Below are 24,234 nucleotides of genomic sequence, written 5' to 3' on the forward strand. Positions count from 1 at the left end.
CGCGCCCCGGGACCTCAGCTTCCGGAGCTCCCCGAACTACCGAGGCTGCCGGAACCGTTCGCACCGACCTTGAGCATGCCGGTGATGGTGCCCTGCAGGTAGTCGCCCTGCGCGGTGATCAGCGCCGACATCTGCAGGGTGTCGTTCGCCGTGGTGCCGGGGAGCCCGGTGCGCTTCAGGATCGAGCCGGTGTTCGGGTCGATGGCGGCGAACGCATAGCCGTCGAGGGGGCCGCCGGTTCCGTCCCGCAGCACCGTGTAGAGGTGACCGTCCGCCGTCGACAGGTGCGGCACCGCGGAGCTGCGTAACGCGTTGTCCCACACCTGATGGCAGCCGGCCCCGTCGAGGTCGACGCGGGTCATGCCGCCGGTGAACGGGGCGGTCGCGGGCACGGCCGGTCCGGCGCCCTCGGGCACCTTCGGGTACGGGTAGCCGTAGGTGCCCGCGATGAAGACGGAGTTGCCAACGCCGATCGGGGAGTTCTCGCTGCCGGGTCCGCCCGCGCCGAGCACCGGGATCTTGCAGACCTCCTGCCCGGTGTCGGTGCGGTGCACCAGCAGGTTCACCCGGGTGTCGGCGCTGTCGACGATCGCGACGTACTCGTAGCCGTTGGTGGGACCGAAATAGGTGGGGGTGGACCCGGTGCCCCAGCTCAGCTGCCCGGGTTTGCGGGCCGATCCCCGGTCGTACTCACGGCGCCAATCGATCTTCGGGGTGCCGTCGGCGGCGAGGCTCAGCTGGTACAGGGCGTGGGTGGTGGCCACCGAGGTGCCCGCAGGGGAGGTGGAGATGCTGTTCTGCACCTGCTCGCCTGCCGGGACCGCGACGGTCTTCGCGACGCCCGCCGCATCGACGGAGCCGATCACCCCGCCGCCAGTCGCGAACCAGACGTTGCCCTGCCAGTCCGGCGCGAGGCCCGTCACCGCGTCGCCGTCCGGGATGGCCCCGGACAGGTCGACGGTCGAGTCGATGAACAGCGCGTTGTTCGCGTGGCCGACCCGCTGGAGCTTGCGGTCACCGTCGACCGCGACCAGCCGGTTCTGGTTGTCCAGGAATGCGTACACCCCGCCGAGCAGGCTGCCCTTGGCCAGCTTGAGCTGGGCGAGCGATCCGCCCACCGGCGCCGCCGGCGCGGCGGGATCGATCAGGTGCACGGTCGGGTCCTGGCCGAGGACCGAGGTGCACAGCGCGACCACCAGTCCGTCGGAGCCCTGCAGCACGGTCGGGCACGCGGCCAGGAGCGGGTACGAGGTCACCCCGACGGCTCCGGCGCCGGGACCGTCCAGCGGTGTCGCGTCCGAGGACCCGGCGTCGCCGTGCATCGTCGAGGTGCCCATAGGTCCGAGGAACGGGTTGGGCGGTGCGAGCGGGCCCCATGTGGGCTGGGCTGAGGCGAGTCCGCCGCCGAAGGTGATCGCGGAGACGGCGGCCATGCAGGCGAGGGCGCGGAGTGTTTTCGGCACGGCTTCGCATATTGCCGCTTCGCGGCGGAAATGAATACGTTTTGGAACGATCCGTATTAGGTGAACTTGAAGTATCGGGTCGCCAGCCATGCGGCGACGGAACCCCACACCACGAGCACCGCGACCGCGAACAGGTCGAGCGAGCCGCCGATCGCCTGTTGCAGGGCCTCGGCGAGGGCGCCGGACGGGATCAGCCGGGCCGCCGTGTGCAGCGGTCCTGGGATGTCATCGGAGAACACGACGGAGCCGATGCCCGCCATCACGAACCAGAGGACGTTCGCCAGCGCGAGCACGATCTCGGCCCGCAGGGTGCCGCCGAGCAACAGCCCGAGCGAGGCGAATGTGATGGTCCCGAGCGCGATGATGAGCGCGCCCAGCAGCAGGCCGGTCGGCTCGAGTCGCCAGCCGAGCGCGAAGGCGATGCCACCGAGGAGGACCGATTGCATGGCGACCACGATGATGACCGCGGCGCTCTTGCCCACGATGATTCCCCAGCGCGGCAGGGGGGTCGCACCGAGCCGCTTGAGCGCGCCGTAGCGCCGATCGAAACCGACGGCGATGGCCTGCCCGGTGAACGCGGTGGACATGATCGCCACCATCATCACGGCGGGCAGGACGGTGTCGACGCGGGGGTCGCCGAGGTCGCCGATCGGGAGCAGACACAGCCCGATCAGGAGGGTGATCGGGATGAACATGGTGAGCAGCAGTTGTTCACCGTTGCGCAGCAGCAGGGTGAGCTCGAGCCGGGTCTGGGCCGCCAGCATGGGCAGCGCGGCGCTCGGCCTGGGATCGGGGGTGAAGGTCCCCGCCTCGAACCTGTTGTCGGCGAGCCGGTCTTGCACGTTCATCCCCTCAGATCCCGTCCGGTGAGGTCGAGGAAGACATCCTCGAGCCTGCGCTGATCGACCCGCAGTTCGGTGGCGAGCACATCGAGCTCGGCGCACCACGCGGTCACCGTCGCCAGCACCTTCGGGTCGACGATGCCCTCGACCAGATACGACCCGGGGGAGACCTCCCGTGGGGTGAATCCGGTGGGCAGGGCGGCGCGCAGCCCACTCAGGTCCAGGTTCTCGGGCGCGAGGAACCGGAGTTGTCCGGCCGAACCGTGTCGCGTCAGCTCCGTCGGTGTGCCCTCGGCGACGATCCGGCCGTGGTCGATGATGATCAGGCGGTCGGCCAGCGCCTCCGCCTCGTCCATCAGGTGCGTGGTCAGCAGCACGGCGACGCCGTCGCGGCGCAGCGCGTCGATGAGCTCCCAGACCAGCAGCCTGGCCTGGGCATCGAGACCCGCGGTCGGTTCGTCGAGGAACACCAGCTCGGGCCGTCCGACGAGCGCGCAGGCCAGCGCGAGGCGCTGCTGCTGTCCACCGGAGAGCCGGCGGTACGGGGTGCGGGCGGCGTCGGTGAGGCCGAGGGTCCGCAGCAGCCATGCCGGGTCCAGCGGATCGGCCGAGTACGCCGCCACCAGGTCCAGCATCTCGCCCGCCCGGGACCCCGGGTAGGCGCCGCCGCCCTGCAGCATGACGCCGACGCGCGCCCGGACCGCTCCGGAATCGGCGATCGGGTCGAGGCCGAACACGCGGACGGTGCCGCTGTCGGGGCTCAGGAAGCCCTCGCACATCTCCACGGTCGTGGTCTTGCCCGCGCCGTTGGGGCCGAGCAGTGCCAGCACCTCGCCGCGGTGCAGGGACAGATCGAGGCCGTCGACGGCGGTGACGCTGCCGAAGGACTTGACCACGCCATCGAGCCGAAGAACCGGATGCGCCGTGTCGGACGCGGAAGAGCTCACGGGGCCTCAGCGTATTCGGCGCTCGATCCGCGGCCGTTCGGTGCCCCGGTCCCGGCCCGCCAGGGCAGCCGGTCTCGGGTCAGGAACATCGCCAGTCCCACCACGAGGATGGTGGCGACGGCGGCCTGGACGATCATGAACGGCTGGTACTCGCCGCCGTTGGGCATCACGATCAGACTCACCGCCGACGAGAAGACGATCGCCGGGATGCGGAAGACCGGCCGGGTCGCCCACGCGGCCAGCGGGATGACCGCCCACAGCAGGTACCAGGGCTGGACCACGGGGAAGAGCAGCACCAGGACGCCGAGGGAGACGCCGAGCGCGCCCACCGGGTGCACGCGCCCGACGAGCACGGCGACCAGCATGCGCAGCGCGACGAAGGCCGCGGCGAGGGAGGCGATCGGCCGGGTCAGGTTGAGGACGGCGGTGGTGTGGTCGCCCAGTCCGAGGAACACGCCCGCCAGGCCGGTGCCGAGGCCGAGCAGTGTCGGCAGCGACATCCAGCTGCGCACCTCGTTCGCGGTGCCGAGGGTGTCCGGGGAGAGCCAGCCGAAGCCGAGGCCGCTGGCCAGGCTCACCACCAGGATGACCACCGCGGTCACCGCCATCAGCAGTCCGGCGGCCGCCAGCACGGATCGGACGGTGCCACCCCAGCGCCGCGCCAGCGCCATGCCGAGGAACCCGAGTGCCAGCAGCGACGGGATCTTGACCGTCGCCGACAGCGCTATCAGGCCGGACCCGGCCAGCAGATACGTCAGGTTCCTGCCGCCCGCGGTGGCGCCGCGGATGTCGAACCGGATCGGGTCGGCGCTCTCGACGGCGCGCAGCGCCAGTTCCATGCCCGCCAGCATCAGGCCGAGCATCAGCGCCTCGTTGTGGATCCCCGCGACCAGGTGGAACAGCAGAAGCGGGTTGGCGGCGCCGAGCCAGAGCGCGGTGACGCTGGCGACGCCGCATCGGCGCGCCAGCCGGGGGAGTGCCCAGACGATCAGCGCGACGCCCGCGAGCGCGAGCAACCGGTGCAGGAAGATGCCTGCGACGATGTTCTCGCCGGTGACCGCGGAGATGCCGCGACCGATCCAGAGGAAGAACGGCCCGTACGGCGCGGGGGTGTCGCGCCAGATGGTCGGGACAGTCCTGGTCAGCACGTGGTCGACGCCGAGGGCCTGGGCGGGCCCGATTGCGTACGGGTCCAGTCCTCGTGCGGTGATCTCGCTCTGCGCCAGGTACGAGTAGACGTCCTTGCTGAACATCGGGGGTGCGATCGTCAGCGGGATCACCCACAGCAGCAGGGTGCGGTCCAGCTGGGAGCGGGTCAGCCGCCGGGGCGCGGCGCCTTCCCCTCGGTAGCGGCCGATCGCGAACCGGCCGAGCAGCAGCCACGCCAGCACCACCATCACGCTGCCGGTCATCGTCAGCGTGAGCGCGGTCGCGCCGAGGCGCGCAGGCAGTCCGAGGATCCGCAGGCCCTGCACCGGGTTCTGCAGCACCGGCTGCGCGCCCGCACCGAGCGCGCCGATCGCCATCAGCACGGCCCCGGTCGCACCGAAGCGCCTGATCCCCTTGAGCTGACCGGTCTCGCGCTTGTTGAGCCCGGGTGCCTCCGCCTCGTCGCCGTGCAGGCTCGAGACCTCGAAGCCGTGGTGGGGGCCGTCGATTCCCAGCCCTCGCTTGGCGAGGGTCACCGCCCGTTCGCGGAATCTGGTCGCCGGGCCGGCGCTTGGGGTGTCACCGGAGTCCGGTGCGTCGTCGGTCTGCGGCACATGGGGCAGCGTAGCGGTGTAATACAGGGCACCCTTGGTGGACCAGCTCCGATAATTCCGTCACACTTGTGTTGTGAAAACGGCACCGGCTCGGGACGCGCGCAGTGAAGGCGCAGGTCATGCACCTGTTCCGCCTGCGCTCAGTGGTGCCCCGACCGCAACCGTTGTGGGCCACGAAGGGCACACCAGGGCCGCCGTCGTCCAGCTTCTCCTCGAGCAGGGCCCGATCACGGCCCCCGAGATCGGAGTGAAGCTCGGTCTGAGCGCCGCGGGTGTCCGACGTCACCTCGAGGCGCTGATCGATGCGGGCGAGGCGCGATCCTCGAACGCCGCGAGCTGGCAGCACAAGGGTCGCGGGCGCCCGGCGAAGCAGTTCCAGCTGACCGCTGCGGGCCGTTCGCGCCTCGGCCACTCCTACGACGATCTCGCAGGCGCCGCCATGCGGCACCTCCGCGAGGTCGGCGGTGAGGAGGCGATCGTGGAGTTCGCGCGCCGCCGGGTCCAGACGATCGTCGCCGACATCGATCCCGTCGCCCCGCACACCCCCGGCGAGGTGGCCGACACCGCCGACGCCATCGCGGACGCGTTCACCTCGGCCGGCTTCGCCGCCACCACCCGGCCGGTTGGCAACGGCGTCCAGATATGTCAGCACCACTGCCCGGTCTCGCACGTCGCCTCGGAGTTCCCTGAGCTGTGCGAGGCGGAGACGCAAGCCTTCGCCGAGTTGCTCGGCACCCATGTGCAGCGCCTGGCGACCATCGCCAACGGTGACTGCGCCTGCACCACTCACATACCGATCGCCCCACCGGACGAGCCCGACTCGTCGCCAGACGCATCCCCGAAGTAAGCACCACCCACGCCGATGCCCAGCCCGCACCGGCACGCAACAAGACTCCGGAAGGAGCTCGCATGACAGTCACCCAAGATCAGGCATCCGGCAGCACGGAGAAGTCGCCTGCACTGACGCAGGACGAGGCCATCGCCTCGCTCGGCCATTACGGCTACGGCTGGTCTGATTCCGACGTGGCAGGCGCCAGCGCGCAGCGCGGGCTGTCCGAGGCCGTCGTGCGGGACATCTCCGCGAAGAAGAACGAGCCCGAGTGGATGCTCGACATCCGGCTCAAGGCGCTCAAGACCTTCGACAAGAAGCCGATGCCGCACTGGGGCTCCAACCTCGAGGGCATCCACTTCGACAACATCAAGTACTTCGTGCGCTCGAGCGAGAAGCAGGCCGAGTCCTGGGAGGACCTGCCCGAGGACATCAAGAACACCTACGACAGGCTCGGCATCCCCGAGGCGGAGAAGCAGCGCCTGGTCGCCGGTGTCGCCGCGCAGTACGAGTCCGAGGTCGTCTACCACTCGATCCGTGAGGATCTCGAGAAGCAGGGCGTGATCTTCCTCGACACGGACACCGGGCTCAAGCAGCACCCGGAGCTGTTCAAGGAGTACTTCGGTTCGGTGATCCCCGCCGGCGACAACAAGTTCTCCGCGCTCAATACCGCGGTGTGGTCGGGCGGCTCCTTCATCTACGTGCCGCCGGGCGTGCACGTCGACATCCCGCTGCAGGCCTACTTCCGGATCAACACCGAGAACATGGGCCAGTTCGAGCGCACCCTGATCATCGTCGACGAGGGCGCCTCGGTGCACTACGTCGAGGGTTGCACCGCGCCGATCTACAAGTCCGACTCGCTGCACTCCGCGGTCGTCGAGATCATCGTGAAGAAGGGCGGCCATTGCCGCTACACGACCATCCAGAACTGGTCGAACAACGTCTACAACCTGGTGACCAAGCGCACCAAGGTGGACGCGGGCGGTTCCATGGAGTGGGTCGACGGCAACATCGGATCCAAGGTCACCATGAAGTACCCGGCTGTGTGGATGATGGGCGAGCACGCGCGCGGCGAGGTCCTCTCGGTCGCGTTCGCGGGCGAGGGCCAGCACCAGGACACCGGTGCGAAGATGCTGCACCTGGCGCCGTACACGTCCTCGACCATCGTCAGCAAGTCGGTGGCCCGCGGCGGCGGGCGCGCCTCCTACCGCGGCCTGGTCCAGGTCAACAAGGGTGCGCACGGCTCGAAGTCGACCGTGAAGTGTGACGCCCTGCTGGTCGACCAGATCAGCCGTTCCGACACCTACCCCTACGTGGACATCCGCGAGGACGACGTGTCGATGGGTCACGAGGCGACCGTCTCGAAGGTCAGCGAAGACCAGTTGTTCTACCTGATGAGCCGCGGCCTCACCGAGGACGAGGCAATGGCCATGGTGGTGCGCGGGTTCGTCGAGCCCATCGCCAAGGAGCTGCCGATGGAATACGCCCTCGAGCTCAACCGCCTGATCGAACTGCAGATGGAAGGGGCCGTGGGTTAGTGGCCAACGCAAACGAGGCGACGACCGGGGTCAAGGCCGCCGTCGCCGGTGAGAACATCGTGCCCGCCACCAACAAGGGCGAGGTGTTCACCTCATACGACGTCAACGCTTTCGAGGTCCCCGCGGGACGCGACGAGGCGTGGCGCTTCACGCCGCTGCGCAGGCTGCGCGGCCTGCACGACGGAACCGCGGTCCGCTCCGGCGCCGCGACCGTCGAGGTCCAGGCGGTCGAGGGTGTCAGCGTCGAGACCGTCGGCCGTGACGATGCCCGTCTCGGGCAGGCCGGTGTGCCCGCCGACCGCATCGCCGCGCAGGCGTACTCCGGCTTCGAGTCGGCCACGGTGATCACCGTGGCCAAGGAGCATGAGGTCGCCGACGCCGTCAACATCGTGGTGACCGGGCCCGGCGTGGACAAGGTGGCCTACGGCCACATCCAGGTTCGGCTCGAGGCCTTCGCGAAGGCCACCGTGGTCCTCGACCAGCGCGGCAGCGGCACCTACGCGGAGAACGTCGAGTTCATCGTCGGCGACAGCGCCAAGCTGACCGTGGTCGCGGTGCAGGACTGGGCCGATGACGCCGTGCACGTCGCGGCGCACCACTCGCGGCTCAGCCGCGACGCCGTCCTCCGGTACACCTCGGTGAGCCTTGGCGGCGATCTGGTGCGGCTGACCCCGACCGTGAAGTACGACGGGCCCGGCGGCGACGCCGAGCTGCTGGGTTTGTACTTCGCCGACGCGGGCCAGTTCTTCGAGCAGCGCCTGTTGGTGGATCACTCACAGCCGCACTGCAAGTCGAATGTCGTTTACAAGGGCGCGCTGCAGGGCGATCCGCACTCCGGCAAGCCGGACGCGCACACCGTCTGGGTGGGCGACGTGCTCATCCGCGCCGCGGCCGAGGGCACCGACACCTTCGAGCTCAACCGCAACCTGGTGCTCACCGACGGCGCCCGCGCCGACTCGGTGCCGAACCTCGAGATCGAGACCGGCGAGATCGTCGGCGCGGGGCACGCCAGCGCCACCGGCCGATTCGACGACGAGCAGCTGTTCTATCTGCGTTCGCGGGGCATCCCGGAGGACCAGGCCCGTCGCCTGGTGGTCCGTGGGTTCTTCCACGAGATCATCAACCGCATTGCCGTCCCGGAGGTGCGCGAGCGCCTCGAAGCAGCCATCGAGGTCGAGCTCGCCGCGGTCGGCGTCTGAGATCGCCGACACCACACTTCTCTAAGGAACATTGAATGACCACCTCTGAAAACTCGGTTCTGGAAATCAAGGACCTGCACGTCAACGTCGCCACCACCGACGAGAACGCCGAGCCGATCAACATCCTCAAGGGCGTGAACCTCACGGTCCGCTCGGGGGAGACCCACGCGATCATGGGCCCGAACGGCTCCGGCAAGTCGACCTTGTCGTACGCCATCGCCGGCCACCCCAAGTACGTGGTGACCTCCGGCAGCATCACCCTCAACGGTGAGAACGTGCTCGAGATGAGCGTCGACGAGCGGGCCCGCGCCGGCCTGTTCCTCGCCATGCAGTACCCGGTCGAGGTGCCCGGCGTCTCGATGTCGAACTTCCTGCGCACCGCGGCGACCGCGGTCCGCGGCGAGGCCCCCAAGCTCCGGCACTGGGTCAAGGAGGTCAAGGAGTCCCTGACCGAGCTCGAGATCGATCCGTCGTTCAGCGAGCGCAGCGTCAACGAGGGCTTCTCCGGCGGCGAGAAGAAGCGCCACGAGATCCTTCAGCTGGGCCTGCTCAAGCCGAAGATCGCGATCCTCGACGAGACCGACTCCGGCCTCGACGTGGATGCGCTGCGCATCGTGTCCGAGGGCGTCAACCGATACAAGGAGCGTGAGCACGGCGGCGTCCTGCTGATCACGCACTACACCCGCATCCTGCGGTACATCACCCCGGAGTTCGTGCACGTTTTCGTCGGTGGCCAGATCGTCGAGTCCGGCGGCGCGGAGCTCGCCGATGAGCTCGAGGAGAACGGCTACGTCCGATTCACGCAGGCTGCAGCGACAGGAGCCTAGTTCCATGACCACCTCGGTGAAGGAACTCGACATCACCAGGATCCGGAAGGACTTCCCGATCCTCGGCCGTACGGTGCGCGACGGTAAACCGTTGGTGTACCTGGATTCCGGGGCGACCTCGCAGCGCCCCGTCCAGGTGCTCGATGCCGAGCGGGAGTTCCTCACCACCTGCAACGCGGCCGTGCACCGCGGGGCGCACCAGCTCGCGGAGGAGGCGACCGACGCGTACGAGGGTGCGCGCGCGGCGATCGCCGATTTCGTCGGGGCCGACGCCGACGAGCTGACGTTCACCAAGAACGCCACCGAGTCGCTGAACCTGGTGACCTATGTGCTCGGTGACGAGCGCTTCGAGCGACACCTGCGCCCGGGCGACGAGATCGTCATCACCGAGCTCGAGCACCACGCGAACCTGGTGCCGTGGCAGGAGCTGGCCCGTCGGACCGGCGCGACACTGCGCTGGTACGGGGTGACCGAGGACGGCCGCATCGACCTGGAGTCGCTGGAGCTGACCGACGCGGTCAAGGTCGTGTCGTTCACGCACCAGTCGAACGTGACGGGAGCCGTGGCGCCGGTGGCCGAGCTGGTCCGCCGGGCCAGGGCGGTCGGCGCGCTGGTCGTGCTCGACGCGTGCCAGTCGGTGCCGCACATGCCGGTGGACTTCCATGCGCTGGACGTGGACTTCGCGGCGTTCTCCGGGCACAAGATGCTCGGGCCGTCGGGCGTCGGCGTGCTCTACGGCAAGCGCGAGCTGCTCGCGTCGATGCCGCCGTTCATCACCGGCGGCTCGATGATCGAGACCGTCACGATGGAGGCGACCACCTACGCAGCCCCGCCGCAGCGTTTCGAGGCCGGCGTGCCGATGACCTCGCAGGTCGTCGCGCTTGGTGCGGCCGTGCACTACCTGAACGAGCTCGGCATGGACTCCGTTGCTGCGCACGAACACGAGCTGACGGCGCTGGCGCTCGAACAGCTCGGGGCCATCGAGGGCGTGCGGATCATCGGTCCGACCACCCCCGAGAACCGCGGCGGCGCGGTGTCCTTCGTGGTGGACGGAATCCACGCGCACGACCTCGGCCAGATCCTCGACGACGAGGGCATCGCGATCCGGGTCGGCCATCACTGCGCCTGGCCGCTGCACCGCCACTTCGGCGTGGCGGCGACCGCCCGCGCATCGTTTGCCGTCTACAACACCGCCGACGAGGTGTATGCGCTGGCGGCGGCCATCCGTCGGGCGCAGGACTTCTTCGGTACGCACCCCTCGCCGGGTGCTACCGACGACTCGGTCGACGGGGCTTCGTAGACATGCGGATGGAGCAGATGTACCAGGAGGTCATCCTGGATCACTACAAGCATCCGCACGGGCGGGGGCTGCGGGAGCCGTTCGGCGCCGAGGTGCACCACGTCAACCCGACCTGTGGCGACGAGGTCACGCTGCGGGTCGCGCTGACCGACGACGGCAGGGTGGGGGACATCTCGTACGACGGGCAGGGCTGCTCGATCAGCCAGGCCTCGACCTCGGTGCTCACCGATCAGGTCGTCGGGCTGAGCGTGCGGGATGCGCTCGCGACGGTCGACGCGTTCGATGCGATGATCACCAGCCGCGGCAACATCGAGGGCGACGAGGACGTGATCGGCGACGGGATCGCGTTCGCGGGCGTCTCGAAGTACCCGGCCCGCGTGAAGTGCGCGTTGCTGGGATGGATGGCATTCAAGGATGCCGTTGTTCAAATAGTCGACGGCGCCGACGCTGCGCCCACGAAGAATGTCATCGGCACCGCTGTGCCGGTCCAGACCGGAGGATCGTCATCATGACCGAGACCCAGGCAAACACCGAGTCCACCGAGGACCAGGCCGTGCAGGAGTCCGCGCCCGCCGCCGATGAGCAGGCGGTCATCGAGCTGACCCCCGACCAGCAGGCCGTGGTGGACGAGCTCGAGGAGGCGATGCGTGACGTCGTCGACCCCGAGCTGGGGATCAACGTGGTCGATCTCGGCCTCGTGTACGGCATCAGCGTCGACGCCGAGGATGTCGCCATCGTCGACATGACGCTGACGTCCGCGGCCTGCCCGCTGACCGATGTGATCGAGGAGCAGGCGCGCGGCGCCCTGGTCAAGAGCGGCCTCGTGAACGACTTGAAGATCAACTGGGTCTGGATGCCGCCGTGGGGCCCGGACAAGATCACGGAGGACGGCCGCGATCAGCTGCGGGCGCTCGGCTTCACCGTCTGATCCGAACGTGACAGAGAAGGCGCCAGACCCGAGTGATCGGGTCTGGCGCCTTTGTCATGCGGTCATGGGGATCAGTTGACGCGCACCGTACCAGTGCAGGACGTGGTCGGGATGCTCCACAGCGCATTCCGGTTGACCGCACTCCTGGTGATCTCGACGTCACCGGGACCGCTGTTGAGACGGAGGTTGACGGAGCTGCCCATACCGATCGGCGTGGTCGCGGTGAGAGTGCCCCTGGCCCCGGTGGTCTTGTTGTGCCAGTCGAGGCGGGTGTCCGACAGATAGGGCGGGGCGAAGAACCAGAGGCTCGACACGTCGGCGAGGGTGAGGTTGCCGGTGCCGGGTCCGTCCTGATAGAAGAATGCCCTGCTGGCGATGTACGGCTGGTCGACGATGTACGGGCTCAGGCCGAAGCATGTGCTCATGGGTATGACCTGTGTTTCTGCCGCTGCCGATCCGGCGCCCGCGACGAGGCCCCCCGCGATTCCGGCCGATACCGCCGCAGCGGTTGCTATGCGTCGAAAGGTGTTGCCGTTCATGTACATAATCTCCCCTGTTTGTTGAAACTAACCGTTTCCGATCATGTCAAAGCCCCGCGATGATTCGGAGTGCCGACACACGAAAATCGGGAGAAACCGACAATTCGTTACGTGCGTCCAGAAGTACTCGGGCCGAGCATCCCGGGATTGCCTCTCACGCCGTGATCAACAGATACGCGGCCACGACGGAGCCGACCGCGGCGGTGCCGTAACACAACACCGCGAGCGGACCCCGCGCCCCGCCGAGCCGCAGGCCGTGCTGCAGCAGGAACCGCAAGCGGTGCGCCACGTGGAACAGCGCGAGCACGCAGAGCCCGATGAGCACCAGCACCGTGATCGGGTTGCGCAGCACGGAGTGCAGGTGTTGATGGTCGGGCGCCTGGATCCAGCCGAGCGGTATCGCGACGCCGAACAGGATCAGCAGGGCGGGAGCGAGCAGGGCGGCGGCCATCCCGCCCCCGCTGAACAGCAGCCAGAACATCGGTTCGGGGGACCGCCTGGTGTTGGCCCGCCCGGTCGGATTCGGTGCCGTCGTCATCGCAGGATCACCCACACCGCGATGATCGAACACACGATCCACAGCAGGTAATGTGCGGCGACCACCGCGGCAGGCCGAACGGGGCGTCCGCCCAACCGGACCACCATCGCCTTGGGGGCCAGGTTGAACCAGGTCACGGCGTGCAGCAGCACGAACGCCGCCGCGATCACGTTGAGGGCGATCACCCATGGGCGCGCACTCCAGTCGAGGAAGTCCCGATAGGACTCGGGGCCGGAGCCGACCGCGACGACCAGCATCAGCGTGAACGCGACGAACCACGCCACGAACACGCAGGACAGCTCGCGCAGCGCGAACAGCAGGTAGGACCGGCGCCGCAGCCACCACAGCCGCGACACCGGCTGACGGTACCGGCGCGCAGGAACGATGCCGGTACCCTCGGCGGTCATCGCGCACCCCGGGGTAGCAGGAACTCCTTGAGCGACCTGGTCGCCGCGGTCAGCTTGTAGCGCTGGATCGCGCCTGCGGGGTCGACGCCCTTGGGGCACGCCACGCTGCACTCGCCGACGAGGGTGCAGGCCCACGCGCCCTCCGCCGAGGCCAGCACATCGCGCCGGTCCTCGGCGCCCTGGTCGCGGGAATCCAGGTTGTAGCGCTGACCGAGTGCGATCACCGCGGGCCCGAGGAAGGTGGGTTCGAGGGCGTACACCGGGCAGGCCGAGTAGCAGAGCATGCAGTTGATGCACATGCTGTAGCGCTGGTACGCGTCCTTTTCTTCGGGCGTCTGCAGGTACTCGCCGTCCTCTGGCTCGTCCTGGTCCGCGCGGATCAGCCAGGGCTTGACCTTGGGCAGCTTGGCCATGAAGTCGCTGATGTCGACGACGAGGTCGCGGATCACCGGGAAGTTCCGCATCGGTTCGACCCGAATCGATCCGGGGGCGTAGTCGGTCAGGAACGTCGAACAGGCCAGCTTCGGCTCGCCGTTGACCGTCATGCCGCAGCTGCCGCAGATCCCCATCCGGCAGGACCATCGGTAGGACAGCGTGCCGTCCAGCCGGTCCTTGATGTGGTTGAGTCCGTCGAGGATGGTCCACTCCTTACGCAGTGGGACCCGATAGCACTGCGGCGCGGGCACGGACTCCTGCTCCGGCCGGTACCGCGTGACCTCGACGGCGATGGTGTCGTGGTCGGCCATCGCTCACCTCCCGTATACCCGTTGCCCCGGGGGCCAGCGGGTGATCGTCACCGGCAGATACGAGACCCGAGCCTCGCCATCCGGTTGCCGGTGGATCAGTGAATGAGCCAGGTATCTGTCGTCGTCGCGGTCCGGGAAGTCGGTGCGCTGGTGGGCACCTCTGGACTCCTCGCGCCGCAGCGCGCTGTCGACGATGCACTCGGCGACGTCCAACATCCCCGAGAGTTCGAGAGTGGCGATCAGTTCTGTGTTGAACGTCCGGCTGTGATCATCGATGACGGCGGCCGCGTAGCGCTGCTTCAGTTCGCGGATCCGATCGATCGCCGTGCGCAGGGTGCGCTGGTCCCGGTAGATGCCGGCGCCGGACTCCATCGCCTCCTGCATCCCGGTTCGGATGTCGGCGATCCGGTCGGGCCTTGGACCGCCCGCGCCGTCGTGACGAGCGAGTTCGCGTTCGAGTCGACGTTGCTCGTCGCGTCCCTGCGCCTCGATCGCTGCGGTGGGACCGGCGGTGTGAGCCGCCGCAGCGTATGCGGTGGCGGCCTCTCCGGCACGGGCGCCGAAGACGAGCAGCTCCGGCAGCGAGTTCGAACCGAGACGGTTGGCGCCGTTGATGCTGACACAGGCGACCTCGCCCGCGGCGTACAGCCCGGTCAGATCGGTGGCTCCGTGCAGGTCGGTGTGGATCCCGCCCATCATGTAGTGCACGACCGGGCGTACCGGGACCAGCTCGTGGACCGGGTCGATGTTCTGGTAGCTCGCGCACAGTTCCCTGACGAACGGCAGCTTCGCGTCGATGACGTCGGCGCCGAGATGACGCAGGTCCAGGTGGACGATCGGTCCGTCGGGCGTGTCGATCGTCCTGCCCTTCTCCTGCTCGTGCACGAAGGCCTGGGAGAGCCGGTCCCGCGGCCCCAGCTCCATGCTGCGCAGCACCGGTCCCGGCGTGGGCGTGCCGAGGTCGTAGTCCTGGAGGTAGCGATACCCGTCCTTGTTGATCAGCCAGCCGCCCTCGGCCCGGACGGCCTCCGTGATGAGGATGCCGGTGAACGGCAATCCGGTCGGGTGGTACTGGACGAACTCCATGTCCTTCAGACCTGCCCCGGCCCGGTAGGCCAGGGCCATCCCGTCGCCGGTCTTGATGGTGGCGTTGGTGGTGAACGGGAACACCCTGCCGCAGCCCCCGGTGCACACGATGACGGCGTCGGCGACGATCGTCTCGATCCGGCCGGTGGACAGCTCGATGGCCACCACGCCCCGCACCCGCCCGTCGTCGACGAGCAGCGTGGTGGCGAACCACTCGTCGTAGCGCACGACGTCCGGGTAGGACAGCGCCTTCTGGAAGAGGGTGTGCAGCAGGTGGAATCCGGTCTTGTCGGCGGCGAACCAGGTGCGTTTCCTCTTCATCCCGCCGAACGCGCGCACGGCGATGTGCCCGTCCGGTTGTCTGCTCCACGGGCAGCCCCAGTGCTCCAGGCGGAGCAGCTCCTTCGGTGCCTCGTCGATGAATGCCTCGACGGCGTCCTGGTCGCAGAGCCAATCGCTGCCGGACACGGTGTCATAGGCGTGCTCGTCGAGGGAGTCGTCCGGGGCGATGACCGCGGCGGCGCCACCCTCCGCGGAGACGGTGTGGCTGCGCATCGGGTAGACCTTCGACACGATCGCAACGCTGCGGTTCGGGTCGGATTCCGCGATCGAGATGGCCGCACGCAGTCCGGCGCCACCGCCGCCGACGATGACGACAGAGTGGAATGCGGTCATCGCTCAGGCCTCGTGGTTGCCGCTGTGCTCATCCGCCAGGACCTTGCCGTCGTGCCGAATCGTCTTGATGCGCACGGATCCGTCGTGATACTCGTGGCGGATCACGCGGCAACCGCACGCGTAGACGCGGTCGTCGATGAGCAATCCCGCGTCGTCGTTCTCCTGGTGGCGTCGCCCGTCCACGGCGTGTCCGCACGGAGCCGGCTCCGCGGTGAAGGGGGAACTGGTGCTGATCATCGCCCACCTCCTTGCCTGGCAGGTGGCCACAACGACGATCGGTCTCCTCGGCCGGACAGTCGGGGCCAGGCGCCACGCGATCCGTGTGATCCATCTCACATCGGACGATACGCTCATTTGGCTGGGATCGACCCGGTGCGGACCCGTAAGTTAACGGCAGTTCTCAACTCTGTGGAGGTGGGTGTGGTGGTTGGACGCCGGGCCGCGGTGCTGTCCGGATACGGCGAGCCCGCCCGGATCCGTGACATCCAGACCGACACGCTGAGGGATCGGGAGATCCTGGTGCGGATGGCCGGCGTCGGCATCTGTCACACCGATCTGACGGCGGCCGCGGGGAGGATTCCCTTTCCGCTGCCTGCCGTTCTCGGACACGAAGGATCGGGCGTGGTGGAGTCGATCGGGCCGGGCGTCGACTCGCTCCGCCCCGGTGATCACGTCGTCCTGAGCTTCGCGTCGTGTCGGAGCTGCCGGAACTGCAAAGGGGGCCACCCGGCCTACTGTGCGGGTTTCGCCGCGCTCAACTACTCGGGGTACCGGCCGGACGGCACTACCACGCTGCGGTCCGGAGCCGAGGAGGTGCACGGCGGGTGGTTCGGTCAGTCCTCCTTCGCGACACACGCCGTGGTGGGCGAGGCGGGTGCGGTCAAGGTCGCGGACGACCTCCCGCTGGCGTTGCTCGGGCCCCTCGGCTGCAGCATCCAGACCGGCGCGGGCGCGCTGATGCGGGTGTTGCGACCCCAGCCGGGCTCCTCGGTCGTCGTCTTCGGCGCCGGTGCGGTCGGGCTCGGGTCGGTCCTGGCGGCCGCCGCCATCGGATGCGCGACCGTCATCGTGGTCGATCCGCTGCCCGCCCGCCGGGCACTGGCCCTCACGCTCGGCGCCACCGCGGCGCTGGACAGCGCGGGCCCCGGGCTCGGCCGCGAGCTGCGCAGGCTGACCGGTGGCGGCGCGGACCACAGCGTGGACACCGTCAGCAGCGAGGAAGTCCTGGACCTGGCGGTTGCCGCGCTGCGTTCGCCGGGCAGTTGCGCGACCGTGGGCCTGCGAGGTCGACGCAATCCGGTGCTTCTCGACCAGTCGAGCCTGTTGATGGGCCGCAGCGTGACCGGTGTCATCGAGGGCGACGTAGACCCGCGGGCGTTCATTCCCGAGCTCATCGACCTCTGGCGGGCCGGGCGCTTTCCGTTCGAGGAGATGATCACGACCTTCCCGTTCGAGGAGATCGAGACGGCGCTCGCGGCGGCGGCGAGCGGGGCCGTGGTCAAGCCGGTGCTCACGTTCTGAACTACCGCAGTCAACCGACCGATTCATCCGAAGACAGGAAGAGGCCGTGGCCGACACACACAGATTCCGGGAGCTGCTCGAGAGTGAAGTGCCCGTCGATCCGCGCGATCTCGATGGCATCTGGGCGGCGCTGCCGACCGTGCACATCGATGAGCTCGAGGGCAGATGGCGGGGCAGCGGCTTCGAGACAGGGCATCGCACGGGCAGGTTGCTCGCCAGGTCCGGGTGGTATGGCAAGAACTTCGGAGCGCGATTCGATGTACAGCCGCTGCTGTGCCGCGGGCCGGACGGCGAGCTCTACTCCGACGTGGCGGCGGGCAAGGGGGAGGCGAGCCTGTGGATGGTGGAGTTCAGGGGCGAGTGCACCGCGACGATGATCTACGACGGGATGCCGGTGTTCGACCACTTCAAGCGCGTCGATGATCGGACCCTGATGGGCATCATGAACGGCAAGGACGTGCTCGACGGCGGCGAGCATTTCTACTTCGCCCTTGTCAAGGACCAGGCCGGATAGCCGGCCTTCCATCACATCGGGGCGAGGCGTCGCAGCAGCTCGGTGGCCTCACCGCGGTCCACCGGCTCGAAGAACCGCCGGTCGACCTCCTCGACCGCCTCGATCGCCCGCGGCGCCAGTGCGGCGCCGGAGTCGGTGACCCGCAGCAACTTGGCTCGGGTGTCCGCGGGATCGACGTGGCGCTCGATCAGTCCCTTCTTCTCCAGCGTGCGCAATACCTGCGAGGTCATCTTCACATCGGTTCCCGCCTGGCGAGCCACGGCGAGTTGGTTCGGGTTCTCGTCGTGGGTGTTGAGCCACCAGGTGCAGGCCAGCAGGACGAATTGGACGTGGGTGAGCCCGAGGGGTTCGAGCGCCTCGGCGGTGCCACGCTGCCAGCGCAGGGTGGCGTGCCAGAGCAGGAACCCCGGGCTCTCACCGGGCCGAAGCGGCATGATCGAGTGCCTTCGCGACGAGGGTCGCCATGGTGTCGGGCCAGTCGCCGGTGACCGCGGGCCCGATCTCGGGGCCGACCACGTCGGCGCCGGCGCCGGTGACCTCCATCCGGTACGTGACCCGGGTGCCGCCGTCGGCGAGGGGCTCGGCGCGATGCGCGGTGCGCAAGGTCAGGCCCTCGATCTCGGCCTCGTCCACGAACAACCGGTTCTCGGTGACCTCGGCAAGGCGCAGGTGCACCGGTTCGTCGCCTGCGGGTTTCATGATGATCTCGGTGCCGTCGGCGAAGTCGCCCCGGATCTCGATGTGCTCGATATCGGCGTTCCAGGTGACCCAGTTCTCGACGTCAGCCCACAGGCGCCAGATCGACTCGGGGGTGGCAGCGGTGTCGATGCTGTGTTCGTACTCCCACATGGTGTGCTCCTCGGTAGATGATCTTTGTGAAGACTATCTGTGCGCAGACTATCTGTCCACGGGAGTGGGACGCGATCCTGCGGGGCGGTTCAGCCGGTCTTGCGGGTGGGGGAGCGCTTGGCGGGTGCCTTCTTGGCCGCGGACTTCTTCGCGGGCGCGGTCTTCGGGGCAGCCTCGCCGGACTTGCCCGACTTCGCCGCATCGACGCTGCGTTGCAGGGCGGCGACCAGGTCCACGACCTCCGCGTCCTCTTTGTGTGCGGCGACCTCCTCCGGCGGGGTGACCTTCTTGCCGCCGTTCTTGATCGCCTCGTCGAGCATCTTCTGCAGCTGGATCTGGTACTCGTCGGTGTACGACTCGGGCTCGAAGTCCTCGGACATCGACTCCACCAACGACTTTGCCATCGTCAGTTCCTTGTCGCTCGGAGCGGCCGCCTTGTCGAGGGTCTCGAACTCCGCGGCCCGCACCTCGTCGGGCCAGAGCAGGGTCTGGATGACCAGCACGCCCTCGCGCACCCGCAGTGCGGCGAGCCGGGTGCGCTGACGCAGCGTGAAGTGCACCAGCGCGGTGCGGTCGCTCTCGGTCAGTGTGGACGCGAGCAGCTGGTAGGCCTTGGGGGAGGCGGAGTCCGGCTCGAGGTAGTAGCTCTTCTCGAACAGGATCGGATCGATCTGCTCGGACGGCACGAACTGTAGGACCGGGATCTCGTGCTTCTCGGCGGCGGGCAGCTCGTCGAAGTCCTCGTCGGTGAGGATCACCTGCGTCCCGTCCTCGGACGAATACGCCTTGTCGATGTCGGCGAACTGGATGGTCTTGCCGCATTCCTGGCAGACACGGTTGTATTTGATACGGCCGCCATCGGCGCCGTGGACCTGGTGGAACTTGATGTCATGGTCCTCGGTCGCGGTGTAGACCTTCACCGGGACGTTCACGAGCCCGAACGCGATGGAGCCTTTCCAAATAGACCGCATGAAACCATGATGGTGCACAGGACGGGATCAGGCCAGGCAGTACCCGAAAATGGGTGGGCAGAGCATGAGTCACAACACCGCGGTGATGGTGGAGGGCAGGCGCCTGTCCCTGACCAATCTGGACAAGGTTCTCTACCCCGAGACGGGGACCACCAAGGCGGAGGTCCTGCAGTATTTCACCACGGTCGGGCCGCTGATGGTGCCGCTGCTCGCCGGTCGTCCGGTCACGAGAAAGCGCTGGCCGGACGGCACGTCCGCGACGCCGTTCTTCCAGAAGAACGTCGACGTGTCGACACCGGACTGGGTGGATCGCCGGACCATGACGCACTCGTCGAAGACCATCACCTACCCGATCGTCGACGACCTGGCGTCGCTGGTGTATTTCGCTCAGGCGGGCTCGCTCGAGTTCCATGTGCCGCAATGGAGATTCGGCGCGGGCGGCGTACCGATGGACCCGGACCGCCTGGTGATCGACCTCGACCCGGGGCCGGGCGTCACGCTGGAGGAGTGTGCCGAGGTGGCCCTGCGGGTTCGTGATCGGCTTGCGGACAGCGGCCTTGGTGCGCTGCCGGTGACCAGTGGCAGCAAGGGGATTCACCTGTACGCCGGGATCGGGGAGGGCTGGACGGCGGCGCGGTGCGTGGAGTTCGCGAAGAAGATCGCGGTCGAACTCGAACGGGAGACGCCGAAGTCGGTGATCTCCAAGATGACCAGGGCCGAGCGTGCCGGCAGGGTATTCGTGGACTGGAGTCAGAACTCGGCGTCGAAGACGACGGTGTCGCCGTACTCGCTGCGCGGCACCGCGATCCCGAACGTGGCCGCCCCGCGGACCTGGGACGAGCTGACCCAGCCGGGACTGCGCCAGTTGGACTTCCGCGAGGTCCTCGACCGGATAACAGCGGGGGGTGAGCAGCCGGGGATCCCGCCTGCTCCGGAGCCCGAGCGCCCAGGTTCCTCGCGCCGATCTCGCGCCGCCGCGAGCGATCTGGCCCCGATGCTGGCGTCGGCGGTGACCGTGGAGGACTTCACGTCCAGGGCCGACCCCGAGGTGTGGGCCCTGGAGCCGAAGCTGGACGGTATTCGCGCCCTTGTGCATTTCGATCACGACGCCGAGAGCGGCGTGTCCACGGTCCGGCTGGTCAGCCGCAGCGGATCGGACCTCACGGCGGGCTATCCGGAGTTGCTGGCCGTTCCGGAAGGCCTGCACGGTCATTCGGGCGTGGTGGACGGGGAGATCGTGGTGCTCGGCGACGACGGCGCCCCGAGCTTCGGCCGGCTGCAGCAGCGGATGGGCCTGACGAAGCCGCGCGATGTGCGAGCGGCGGCGGAGAAGAACCCGGTGCTGTTGGAGATCTTCGACGTCCTGCAGCTCGACGGGACGTCCCTGCGCGCCAAGGTCTACCGGGACCGGCGCAGGGTGCTCGACGCGATACGCCTGGACGAGGACGAGCCCTGGCGGGTGCTCCCGCTGGCGCCCGCGGATCTCGGTGAGGCGCTCGAGTCCAGTCGAACCGCCCGGATGGAGGGGCTGGTCGCCAAGCGCTGGGACTCGACCTACCGGGCAGGCCGATCCGCGTCCTGGCTCAAGCTCAAGCATTTCCTGGACCTCGAGGTGGTGGTGGGTGGCTGGCAGCAGGGGGAGGGTCGTCGGTCGGGGGGTATCGGATCCCTGCTGCTCGGTGTGCCGGAGGGCGCCGGTGGCCTGCGGTACGTCGGCAAGGTCGGGACCGGTTTCAGCGATGCCGCCCTGGCGCGGCTGGCGCGTCTGTTGGCCGACGCGTCCGCGGACAGCTCGCCGTTCGGCGACGCGGTCCCCGCGGTGGATGCTCGCACCGCCCACTGGGTGCGCCCGGAAATCGTGGGGGAGGTGCGGTACTCGGAGGTGACCGGCGACGGGAGGCTGCGCCACCCGAGCTGGCGCGGTCTCCGTCCCGACAAGACACCGGACCAGGTCGCGGGTCTGGGTTGAGGAGGATCGGATCGCCGCAACGCCTCCGGCTGCCGTCGCGCCGAACGGCCCCCCAAAGATCGTCGTCATCGGACTCGACGGAACGATGCTCGACCACATCAAGGCCGTCAACACCCCGAACCTGGACCGGCTGATGGCGGAGGGGACCACCGGATCCTCGTCGATCCTGGGCCACCCGACCATCTCCGCGCCGTCCTGGTCCACGATCTTGACCGGTGTCTGGAACGCCGAGCACGGCGTCCAGGACAACTCCTTCGCCGGCGCCCGGTACGACCAGTACCCCAGTGCGTTCACCCAGATCGAGAGGACCGACCCTGGCCGGCCCGATTTCATCTTCACCCAGGTGGATCAGGTGGACGGGGCCGGGCACTGGACCGGCACCCTCGGCCCCGCGTACAACTAGGCCGTGGAAGCGGAGGACATCGAGGTCGGCAGGATCGTTGCTGCGGTGGACCAGCGTCAGCGCGACACCGGCGAGGGGTGGACCGTGCTGGTCACCGCCGACCACGGTCACCTGCTGTTCGGTGGGCACGGCGGCCAGACCCCCGACGAGGCATCGACTTTCGTGATCGCGCGCGGCGATGGATACCAGGCGGGCGGCATCGACAACGGCTACACGATCACCGACATCACCCCGATCGTGCTGGAGACCCTCGGCGTGCCGCGCCCGGCGAACCTCGACGGCAAGCCGTTGGCGAGGAGCGTGCCGCTGGAGGGCTGACCGTTCGCGAGGTCGGCGTGCGTTGACGGCTGTCGAGGTGGCGTGTCGGTGCGGGTTGCTAGTTTTGTGTGGGCGGCTCCGATCGGGCACTGCTCGACGGTTTCTCCGAAAGGCGTTCTCTCACATGGTGATGGGTGCTACCCATGCTGTTTCCGGCGCGGTCGCGGGTCTGCTTGCCGCACAGGTTCTTCCATCCGAATGGGGTGGGCCGACCTCGACGGCCGAGGTGTTCACCTTTGCGGGAGTGTGCGCGGGTGCCGCGCTGCTGCCCGACCTCGACACGGCGCAGTCCACGGTCGCGAGGTCCTTCGGTCCGGTCAGCCAGCTGGTCGCCCGCGGTGTGGACGAGCTCTCGTTGTGGTTCTACCGGCTCACCCGCGGGAAACGGGACCCCAAGCGTCGCGGCGGCCACCGGACGCTCACGCACACGGCGTTGTTCGCGATCGCGTTGAGCGCGGGGATCTCCGCGTTGGTGATCGAGTTCGGGCGCCCGGCGATCATCGGCACCCTGTTCGTCACCCTCGGCCTGGCGCTGCGCGGCCTGGCGGGGAGCTGGGCCGCGCGCAACGGCTGGATCGCGGTCACCCTCGTCGCCGCGGCGCTCTCGGCGTTCACCTGGACCTGGTATCCGGACGAGGTGGGCTCCAGGGCACTCGGCGTCGCGGTGGGCCTCGGGTGTGCGGTGCACTGCCTCGGCGATGCGATCACCAAGGAGGGCGTGCCGTTCCTCGCGCCGTTCCTGCCCTGGGGGCGCAGGCGGTGGTGGGAGCTGCGCCTGCCGTCGATGCTCTCGATCCGGGCAGGCGGCACGGTCGAAAAGGTGGTGCTCGGTCCGCTGCTGACCCTCGTCGCGGTTGGTCTTGCGGTCTGGGCGATCGACGGTGTCCCCGGCGCGGTCACCGAGGTCGTGGCCGAGATCCGCGCCTGGGGTTGATGGTCGGCAGCGCCGCTCTCGCCAGCGTGCGCCGGACCGGGTTCGGGGCTCGTCGGAACACCGCGGCCATCGCCAGGCCCACGGCCACCGGGTCGGCACGCTCGGAGAGATAGGCGTGCTGTCGGCCGGCGGGCAAGTCGAAGAACGCCTCGAAGAACTCCGTTGTGAGTGGGGGTGGCAGCCGGAGCAGCGCGCGCAGCCCGACCTCGCGCAGACCGCGGACCGCCCGGGCGGCGGGCGGCCACAGCGCGGCTGTCGGATCGTCGTCGTCGAGGATGGCGCCGACCAGCCCGTCGACGGCGGACAGCGCGGCGGCGACGCTGTACCCGGTGCCGGGGTGCATGATCCCGGCGCGGGCGCCGAACGTGGCCGTCACACCCGCAGCGCGCGGAACCTGAACCGGGAACCGCACCCGTTCGCGTTCCCCGTTGGCGGCAACCGGCACCCTCCGCGCGCGCAGCCTGGACTCCAGGCGCGTGCGCAACACCTCCTGGGACAGCCCCGGTCTGCCCACCAGGCAGGTCTCCTCGAGGAGGACCCGGTCGTGGCCGAGGGGGACCGCGTAGAGGAACGACGGGGTCTCGTCCGGTGCGGCACCGTTGTCCGCGCGCCAGTCCATGAACCATGCCTCGCCGTCCCCGACGATCGGGACCGCGGCCTCCCCGGACACCACCACGCCGTAGGCGGTCTGCTCCGCCAGTCCCCGCGCGGGCCGGGCGCCGCGGGCATCGATCACCTGTCGGGCGCGCAGTCGACTGCCGTCCCGGAGGATCACCCGGTCCGGCTCGACGTCGGCGGCGGTACCGGCGAGCACCCGCGCGGAGCCGAGGTCCAGCGCCGCCCGCAACGCGTCGTTCTCGAGCACGCAGTAGGGCCGCGCCAGCACGTGCTCGCGGGTGGTCCACACCCGGGGCTGCTCGACCCGCGCCGCGGCTACCGCGTGCCCGTCGAGCCAGCCGGGCAGCTCGTCACACCACGCCGCATAGGTGGGAGTCCAGCGGCGGTCGGGATGCGGATCGACCGCGACCACGTCGAGCCCGGCGGCGGTGGCCCGGTGGGCCAGCGCCCGGCCGGCAGGCCCCAGTCCGACCACGGCGAGGTCGGCCACCGGTTCGCGGGTCGTCATCG

At 68.9% G+C, this 24,234-nt stretch carries 27 protein-coding genes; 13 read left to right on the plus strand and 14 right to left on the minus strand.

Annotated features, from left to right (window positions below; genetic code table 11):
- Nucleotides 1-14 precede the first annotated feature (14 nt).
- From JOE46_RS03910 to mptB, 4 genes are all read right to left on the minus strand, one after another.
- The gene (locus tag JOE46_RS03910) at nucleotides 15-1,433 is read right to left on the minus strand and encodes a hypothetical protein (protein ID WP_209928945.1); all 1,419 of its coding nucleotides are present in this window, start codon (nucleotides 1,431-1,433) and stop codon (nucleotides 15-17) included.
- Between the two features lie 86 nt (nucleotides 1,434-1,519).
- On the minus strand, nucleotides 1,520-2,311 hold the full coding sequence (locus JOE46_RS03915; RefSeq protein WP_209926304.1) for an ABC transporter permease: 792 nt from the start codon (nucleotides 2,309-2,311) through the stop codon (nucleotides 1,520-1,522).
- On the minus strand, nucleotides 2,308-3,252 hold the full coding sequence (locus tag JOE46_RS03920; RefSeq protein WP_136909338.1) for an ABC transporter ATP-binding protein: 945 nt from the start codon (nucleotides 3,250-3,252) through the stop codon (nucleotides 2,308-2,310). Before JOE46_RS03920 ends, JOE46_RS03915 begins: the two co-directional genes overlap by 4 nt.
- Nucleotides 3,249-5,015, minus strand: a complete 1,767-nt coding sequence (gene mptB, locus JOE46_RS03925) for a polyprenol phosphomannose-dependent alpha 1,6 mannosyltransferase MptB (protein WP_179800408.1) — start codon at nucleotides 5,013-5,015, stop codon at nucleotides 3,249-3,251. The genes JOE46_RS03920 and mptB overlap by 4 nt, the downstream gene beginning before the upstream one ends.
- Before the next feature lie 73 nt (nucleotides 5,016-5,088).
- Here mptB and JOE46_RS03930 point away from each other — a divergent pair, with 73 nt between their 5' ends.
- From JOE46_RS03930 to JOE46_RS03960, 7 genes are all read left to right on the plus strand, one after another.
- On the plus strand, nucleotides 5,089-5,862 hold the full coding sequence (locus JOE46_RS03930; protein ID WP_374102880.1) for a helix-turn-helix transcriptional regulator: 774 nt from the start codon (nucleotides 5,089-5,091) through the stop codon (nucleotides 5,860-5,862).
- Nucleotides 5,863-5,924: 62 nt separating this feature from the next.
- On the plus strand, nucleotides 5,925-7,382 hold the full coding sequence (gene sufB, locus JOE46_RS03935; RefSeq protein ID WP_097209850.1) for a Fe-S cluster assembly protein SufB: 1,458 nt from the start codon (nucleotides 5,925-5,927) through the stop codon (nucleotides 7,380-7,382).
- Nucleotides 7,382-8,581 carry a Fe-S cluster assembly protein SufD gene (gene sufD, locus JOE46_RS03940; protein WP_077041546.1) on the plus strand — a complete coding sequence of 400 codons (1,200 nt, stop codon included), beginning with the start codon at nucleotides 7,382-7,384 and terminating at the stop codon, nucleotides 8,579-8,581. The genes sufB and sufD overlap by 1 nt, the downstream gene beginning before the upstream one ends.
- A 35-nt stretch (nucleotides 8,582-8,616) precedes the next feature.
- A complete protein-coding gene (gene sufC, locus JOE46_RS03945) occupies nucleotides 8,617-9,408 on the plus strand; it encodes a Fe-S cluster assembly ATPase SufC (protein WP_097209849.1) in 792 nt (263 codons plus the stop codon).
- Nucleotides 9,409-9,412: 4 nt separating this feature from the next.
- Nucleotides 9,413-10,708, plus strand: a complete 1,296-nt coding sequence (locus tag JOE46_RS03950; RefSeq protein ID WP_097209848.1) for a cysteine desulfurase — start codon at nucleotides 9,413-9,415, stop codon at nucleotides 10,706-10,708.
- A gap of 2 nt (nucleotides 10,709-10,710) precedes the next feature.
- Nucleotides 10,711-11,220 carry a Fe-S cluster assembly sulfur transfer protein SufU gene (gene sufU, locus JOE46_RS03955; protein ID WP_097209847.1) on the plus strand — a complete coding sequence of 170 codons (510 nt, stop codon included), beginning with the start codon at nucleotides 10,711-10,713 and terminating at the stop codon, nucleotides 11,218-11,220.
- The gene (locus JOE46_RS03960) at nucleotides 11,217-11,636 is read left to right on the plus strand and encodes a metal-sulfur cluster assembly factor (protein ID WP_097209846.1); all 420 of its coding nucleotides are present in this window, start codon (nucleotides 11,217-11,219) and stop codon (nucleotides 11,634-11,636) included. The genes sufU and JOE46_RS03960 overlap by 4 nt, the downstream gene beginning before the upstream one ends.
- A gap of 71 nt (nucleotides 11,637-11,707) precedes the next feature.
- On the opposite strand, the gene JOE46_RS03965 is transcribed toward JOE46_RS03960, so the two are convergent.
- The 6 genes from JOE46_RS03965 to JOE46_RS03990 all read right to left on the minus strand — a co-directional run bounded on the left by JOE46_RS03965 (nucleotide 11,708) and on the right by JOE46_RS03990 (nucleotide 15,864).
- Nucleotides 11,708-12,061, minus strand: coding sequence for a hypothetical protein (locus JOE46_RS03965; RefSeq protein ID WP_245220920.1), 354 nt, complete (start codon nucleotides 12,059-12,061; stop codon nucleotides 11,708-11,710).
- 268 nt (nucleotides 12,062-12,329) lie between these two features.
- The gene (gene frdD / locus JOE46_RS03970; RefSeq protein ID WP_209926309.1) at nucleotides 12,330-12,713 is read right to left on the minus strand and encodes a fumarate reductase subunit FrdD; all 384 of its coding nucleotides are present in this window, start codon (nucleotides 12,711-12,713) and stop codon (nucleotides 12,330-12,332) included.
- Nucleotides 12,710-13,120, minus strand: coding sequence for a fumarate reductase subunit C (locus tag JOE46_RS03975; RefSeq protein ID WP_097209844.1), 411 nt, complete (start codon nucleotides 13,118-13,120; stop codon nucleotides 12,710-12,712). Before JOE46_RS03975 ends, frdD begins: the two co-directional genes overlap by 4 nt.
- The gene (gene sdhB, locus JOE46_RS03980) at nucleotides 13,117-13,866 is read right to left on the minus strand and encodes a succinate dehydrogenase iron-sulfur subunit (RefSeq protein WP_097209843.1); all 750 of its coding nucleotides are present in this window, start codon (nucleotides 13,864-13,866) and stop codon (nucleotides 13,117-13,119) included. Before sdhB ends, JOE46_RS03975 begins: the two co-directional genes overlap by 4 nt.
- Before the next feature lie 3 nt (nucleotides 13,867-13,869).
- Nucleotides 13,870-15,627, minus strand: a complete 1,758-nt coding sequence (frdA, locus tag JOE46_RS03985) for a fumarate reductase (quinol) flavoprotein subunit (protein ID WP_209926310.1) — start codon at nucleotides 15,625-15,627, stop codon at nucleotides 13,870-13,872.
- Nucleotides 15,628-15,630: 3 nt separating this feature from the next.
- Nucleotides 15,631-15,864: a hypothetical protein gene (locus JOE46_RS03990; RefSeq protein ID WP_097209841.1), complete on the minus strand. Its 234-nt coding sequence runs from the start codon at nucleotides 15,862-15,864 to the stop codon at nucleotides 15,631-15,633.
- Nucleotides 15,865-16,050: 186 nt separating this feature from the next.
- On the opposite strand from JOE46_RS03990, the gene JOE46_RS03995 reads away from it, so the two are divergent.
- Both JOE46_RS03995 and JOE46_RS04000 read left to right on the plus strand, forming a co-directional pair.
- The gene (locus JOE46_RS03995) at nucleotides 16,051-17,148 is read left to right on the plus strand and encodes an NAD(P)-dependent alcohol dehydrogenase (RefSeq protein WP_307861341.1); all 1,098 of its coding nucleotides are present in this window, start codon (nucleotides 16,051-16,053) and stop codon (nucleotides 17,146-17,148) included.
- 46 nt (nucleotides 17,149-17,194) lie between these two features.
- Entirely contained in the window at nucleotides 17,195-17,662 is a 468-nt protein-coding gene (locus tag JOE46_RS04000; RefSeq protein ID WP_209926311.1) for a DUF4334 domain-containing protein, read from the plus strand.
- A gap of 11 nt (nucleotides 17,663-17,673) precedes the next feature.
- On the opposite strand, the gene JOE46_RS04005 is transcribed toward JOE46_RS04000, so the two are convergent.
- The 3 genes from JOE46_RS04005 to JOE46_RS04015 form a co-directional block, all read right to left on the minus strand.
- Nucleotides 17,674-18,096 carry a MarR family winged helix-turn-helix transcriptional regulator gene (locus JOE46_RS04005; protein WP_209926312.1) on the minus strand — a complete coding sequence of 141 codons (423 nt, stop codon included), beginning with the start codon at nucleotides 18,094-18,096 and terminating at the stop codon, nucleotides 17,674-17,676.
- Nucleotides 18,077-18,511 carry an SRPBCC family protein gene (locus JOE46_RS04010; RefSeq protein WP_097209838.1) on the minus strand — a complete coding sequence of 145 codons (435 nt, stop codon included), beginning with the start codon at nucleotides 18,509-18,511 and terminating at the stop codon, nucleotides 18,077-18,079. The genes JOE46_RS04005 and JOE46_RS04010 overlap by 20 nt, the downstream gene beginning before the upstream one ends.
- Before the next feature lie 89 nt (nucleotides 18,512-18,600).
- Nucleotides 18,601-19,482: a Ku protein gene (locus tag JOE46_RS04015; RefSeq protein ID WP_209926321.1), complete on the minus strand. Its 882-nt coding sequence runs from the start codon at nucleotides 19,480-19,482 to the stop codon at nucleotides 18,601-18,603.
- 64 nt (nucleotides 19,483-19,546) lie between these two features.
- On the opposite strand from JOE46_RS04015, the gene ligD reads away from it, so the two are divergent.
- The 4 genes from ligD (at nucleotide 19,547) to JOE46_RS04030 (ending at nucleotide 23,106) form a co-directional block, all read left to right on the plus strand.
- Nucleotides 19,547-21,451 (plus strand): non-homologous end-joining DNA ligase, encoded by a 1,905-nt coding sequence (gene ligD, locus JOE46_RS04020; protein ID WP_245220921.1) that lies wholly within the window; start codon nucleotides 19,547-19,549, stop codon nucleotides 21,449-21,451.
- 67 nt (nucleotides 21,452-21,518) lie between these two features.
- Nucleotides 21,519-21,854: an alkaline phosphatase family protein gene (locus JOE46_RS26260; protein WP_257017005.1), complete on the plus strand. Its 336-nt coding sequence runs from the start codon at nucleotides 21,519-21,521 to the stop codon at nucleotides 21,852-21,854.
- Between the two features lie 3 nt (nucleotides 21,855-21,857).
- Entirely contained in the window at nucleotides 21,858-22,172 is a 315-nt protein-coding gene (locus JOE46_RS26265; RefSeq protein ID WP_245220923.1) for a hypothetical protein, read from the plus strand.
- 124 nt (nucleotides 22,173-22,296) lie between these two features.
- Nucleotides 22,297-23,106, plus strand: a complete 810-nt coding sequence (locus tag JOE46_RS04030; RefSeq protein WP_209926323.1) for a metal-dependent hydrolase — start codon at nucleotides 22,297-22,299, stop codon at nucleotides 23,104-23,106.
- Here the strand turns inward: JOE46_RS04030 and JOE46_RS04035 are convergent.
- Nucleotides 23,069-24,232, minus strand: a complete 1,164-nt coding sequence (locus tag JOE46_RS04035) for a lycopene cyclase family protein (RefSeq protein ID WP_209926326.1) — start codon at nucleotides 24,230-24,232, stop codon at nucleotides 23,069-23,071. The two genes, JOE46_RS04030 and JOE46_RS04035, sit on opposite strands and share 38 nt — an antisense overlap.
- Nucleotides 24,233-24,234: the final 2 nt, after the last annotated feature.

This window comes from Rhodococcus sp. PvR099 (assembly GCF_017833315.1).
In the GTDB taxonomy this organism is placed as follows: domain Bacteria; phylum Actinomycetota; class Actinomycetes; order Mycobacteriales; family Mycobacteriaceae; genus Rhodococcus_G; species Rhodococcus_G oryzae.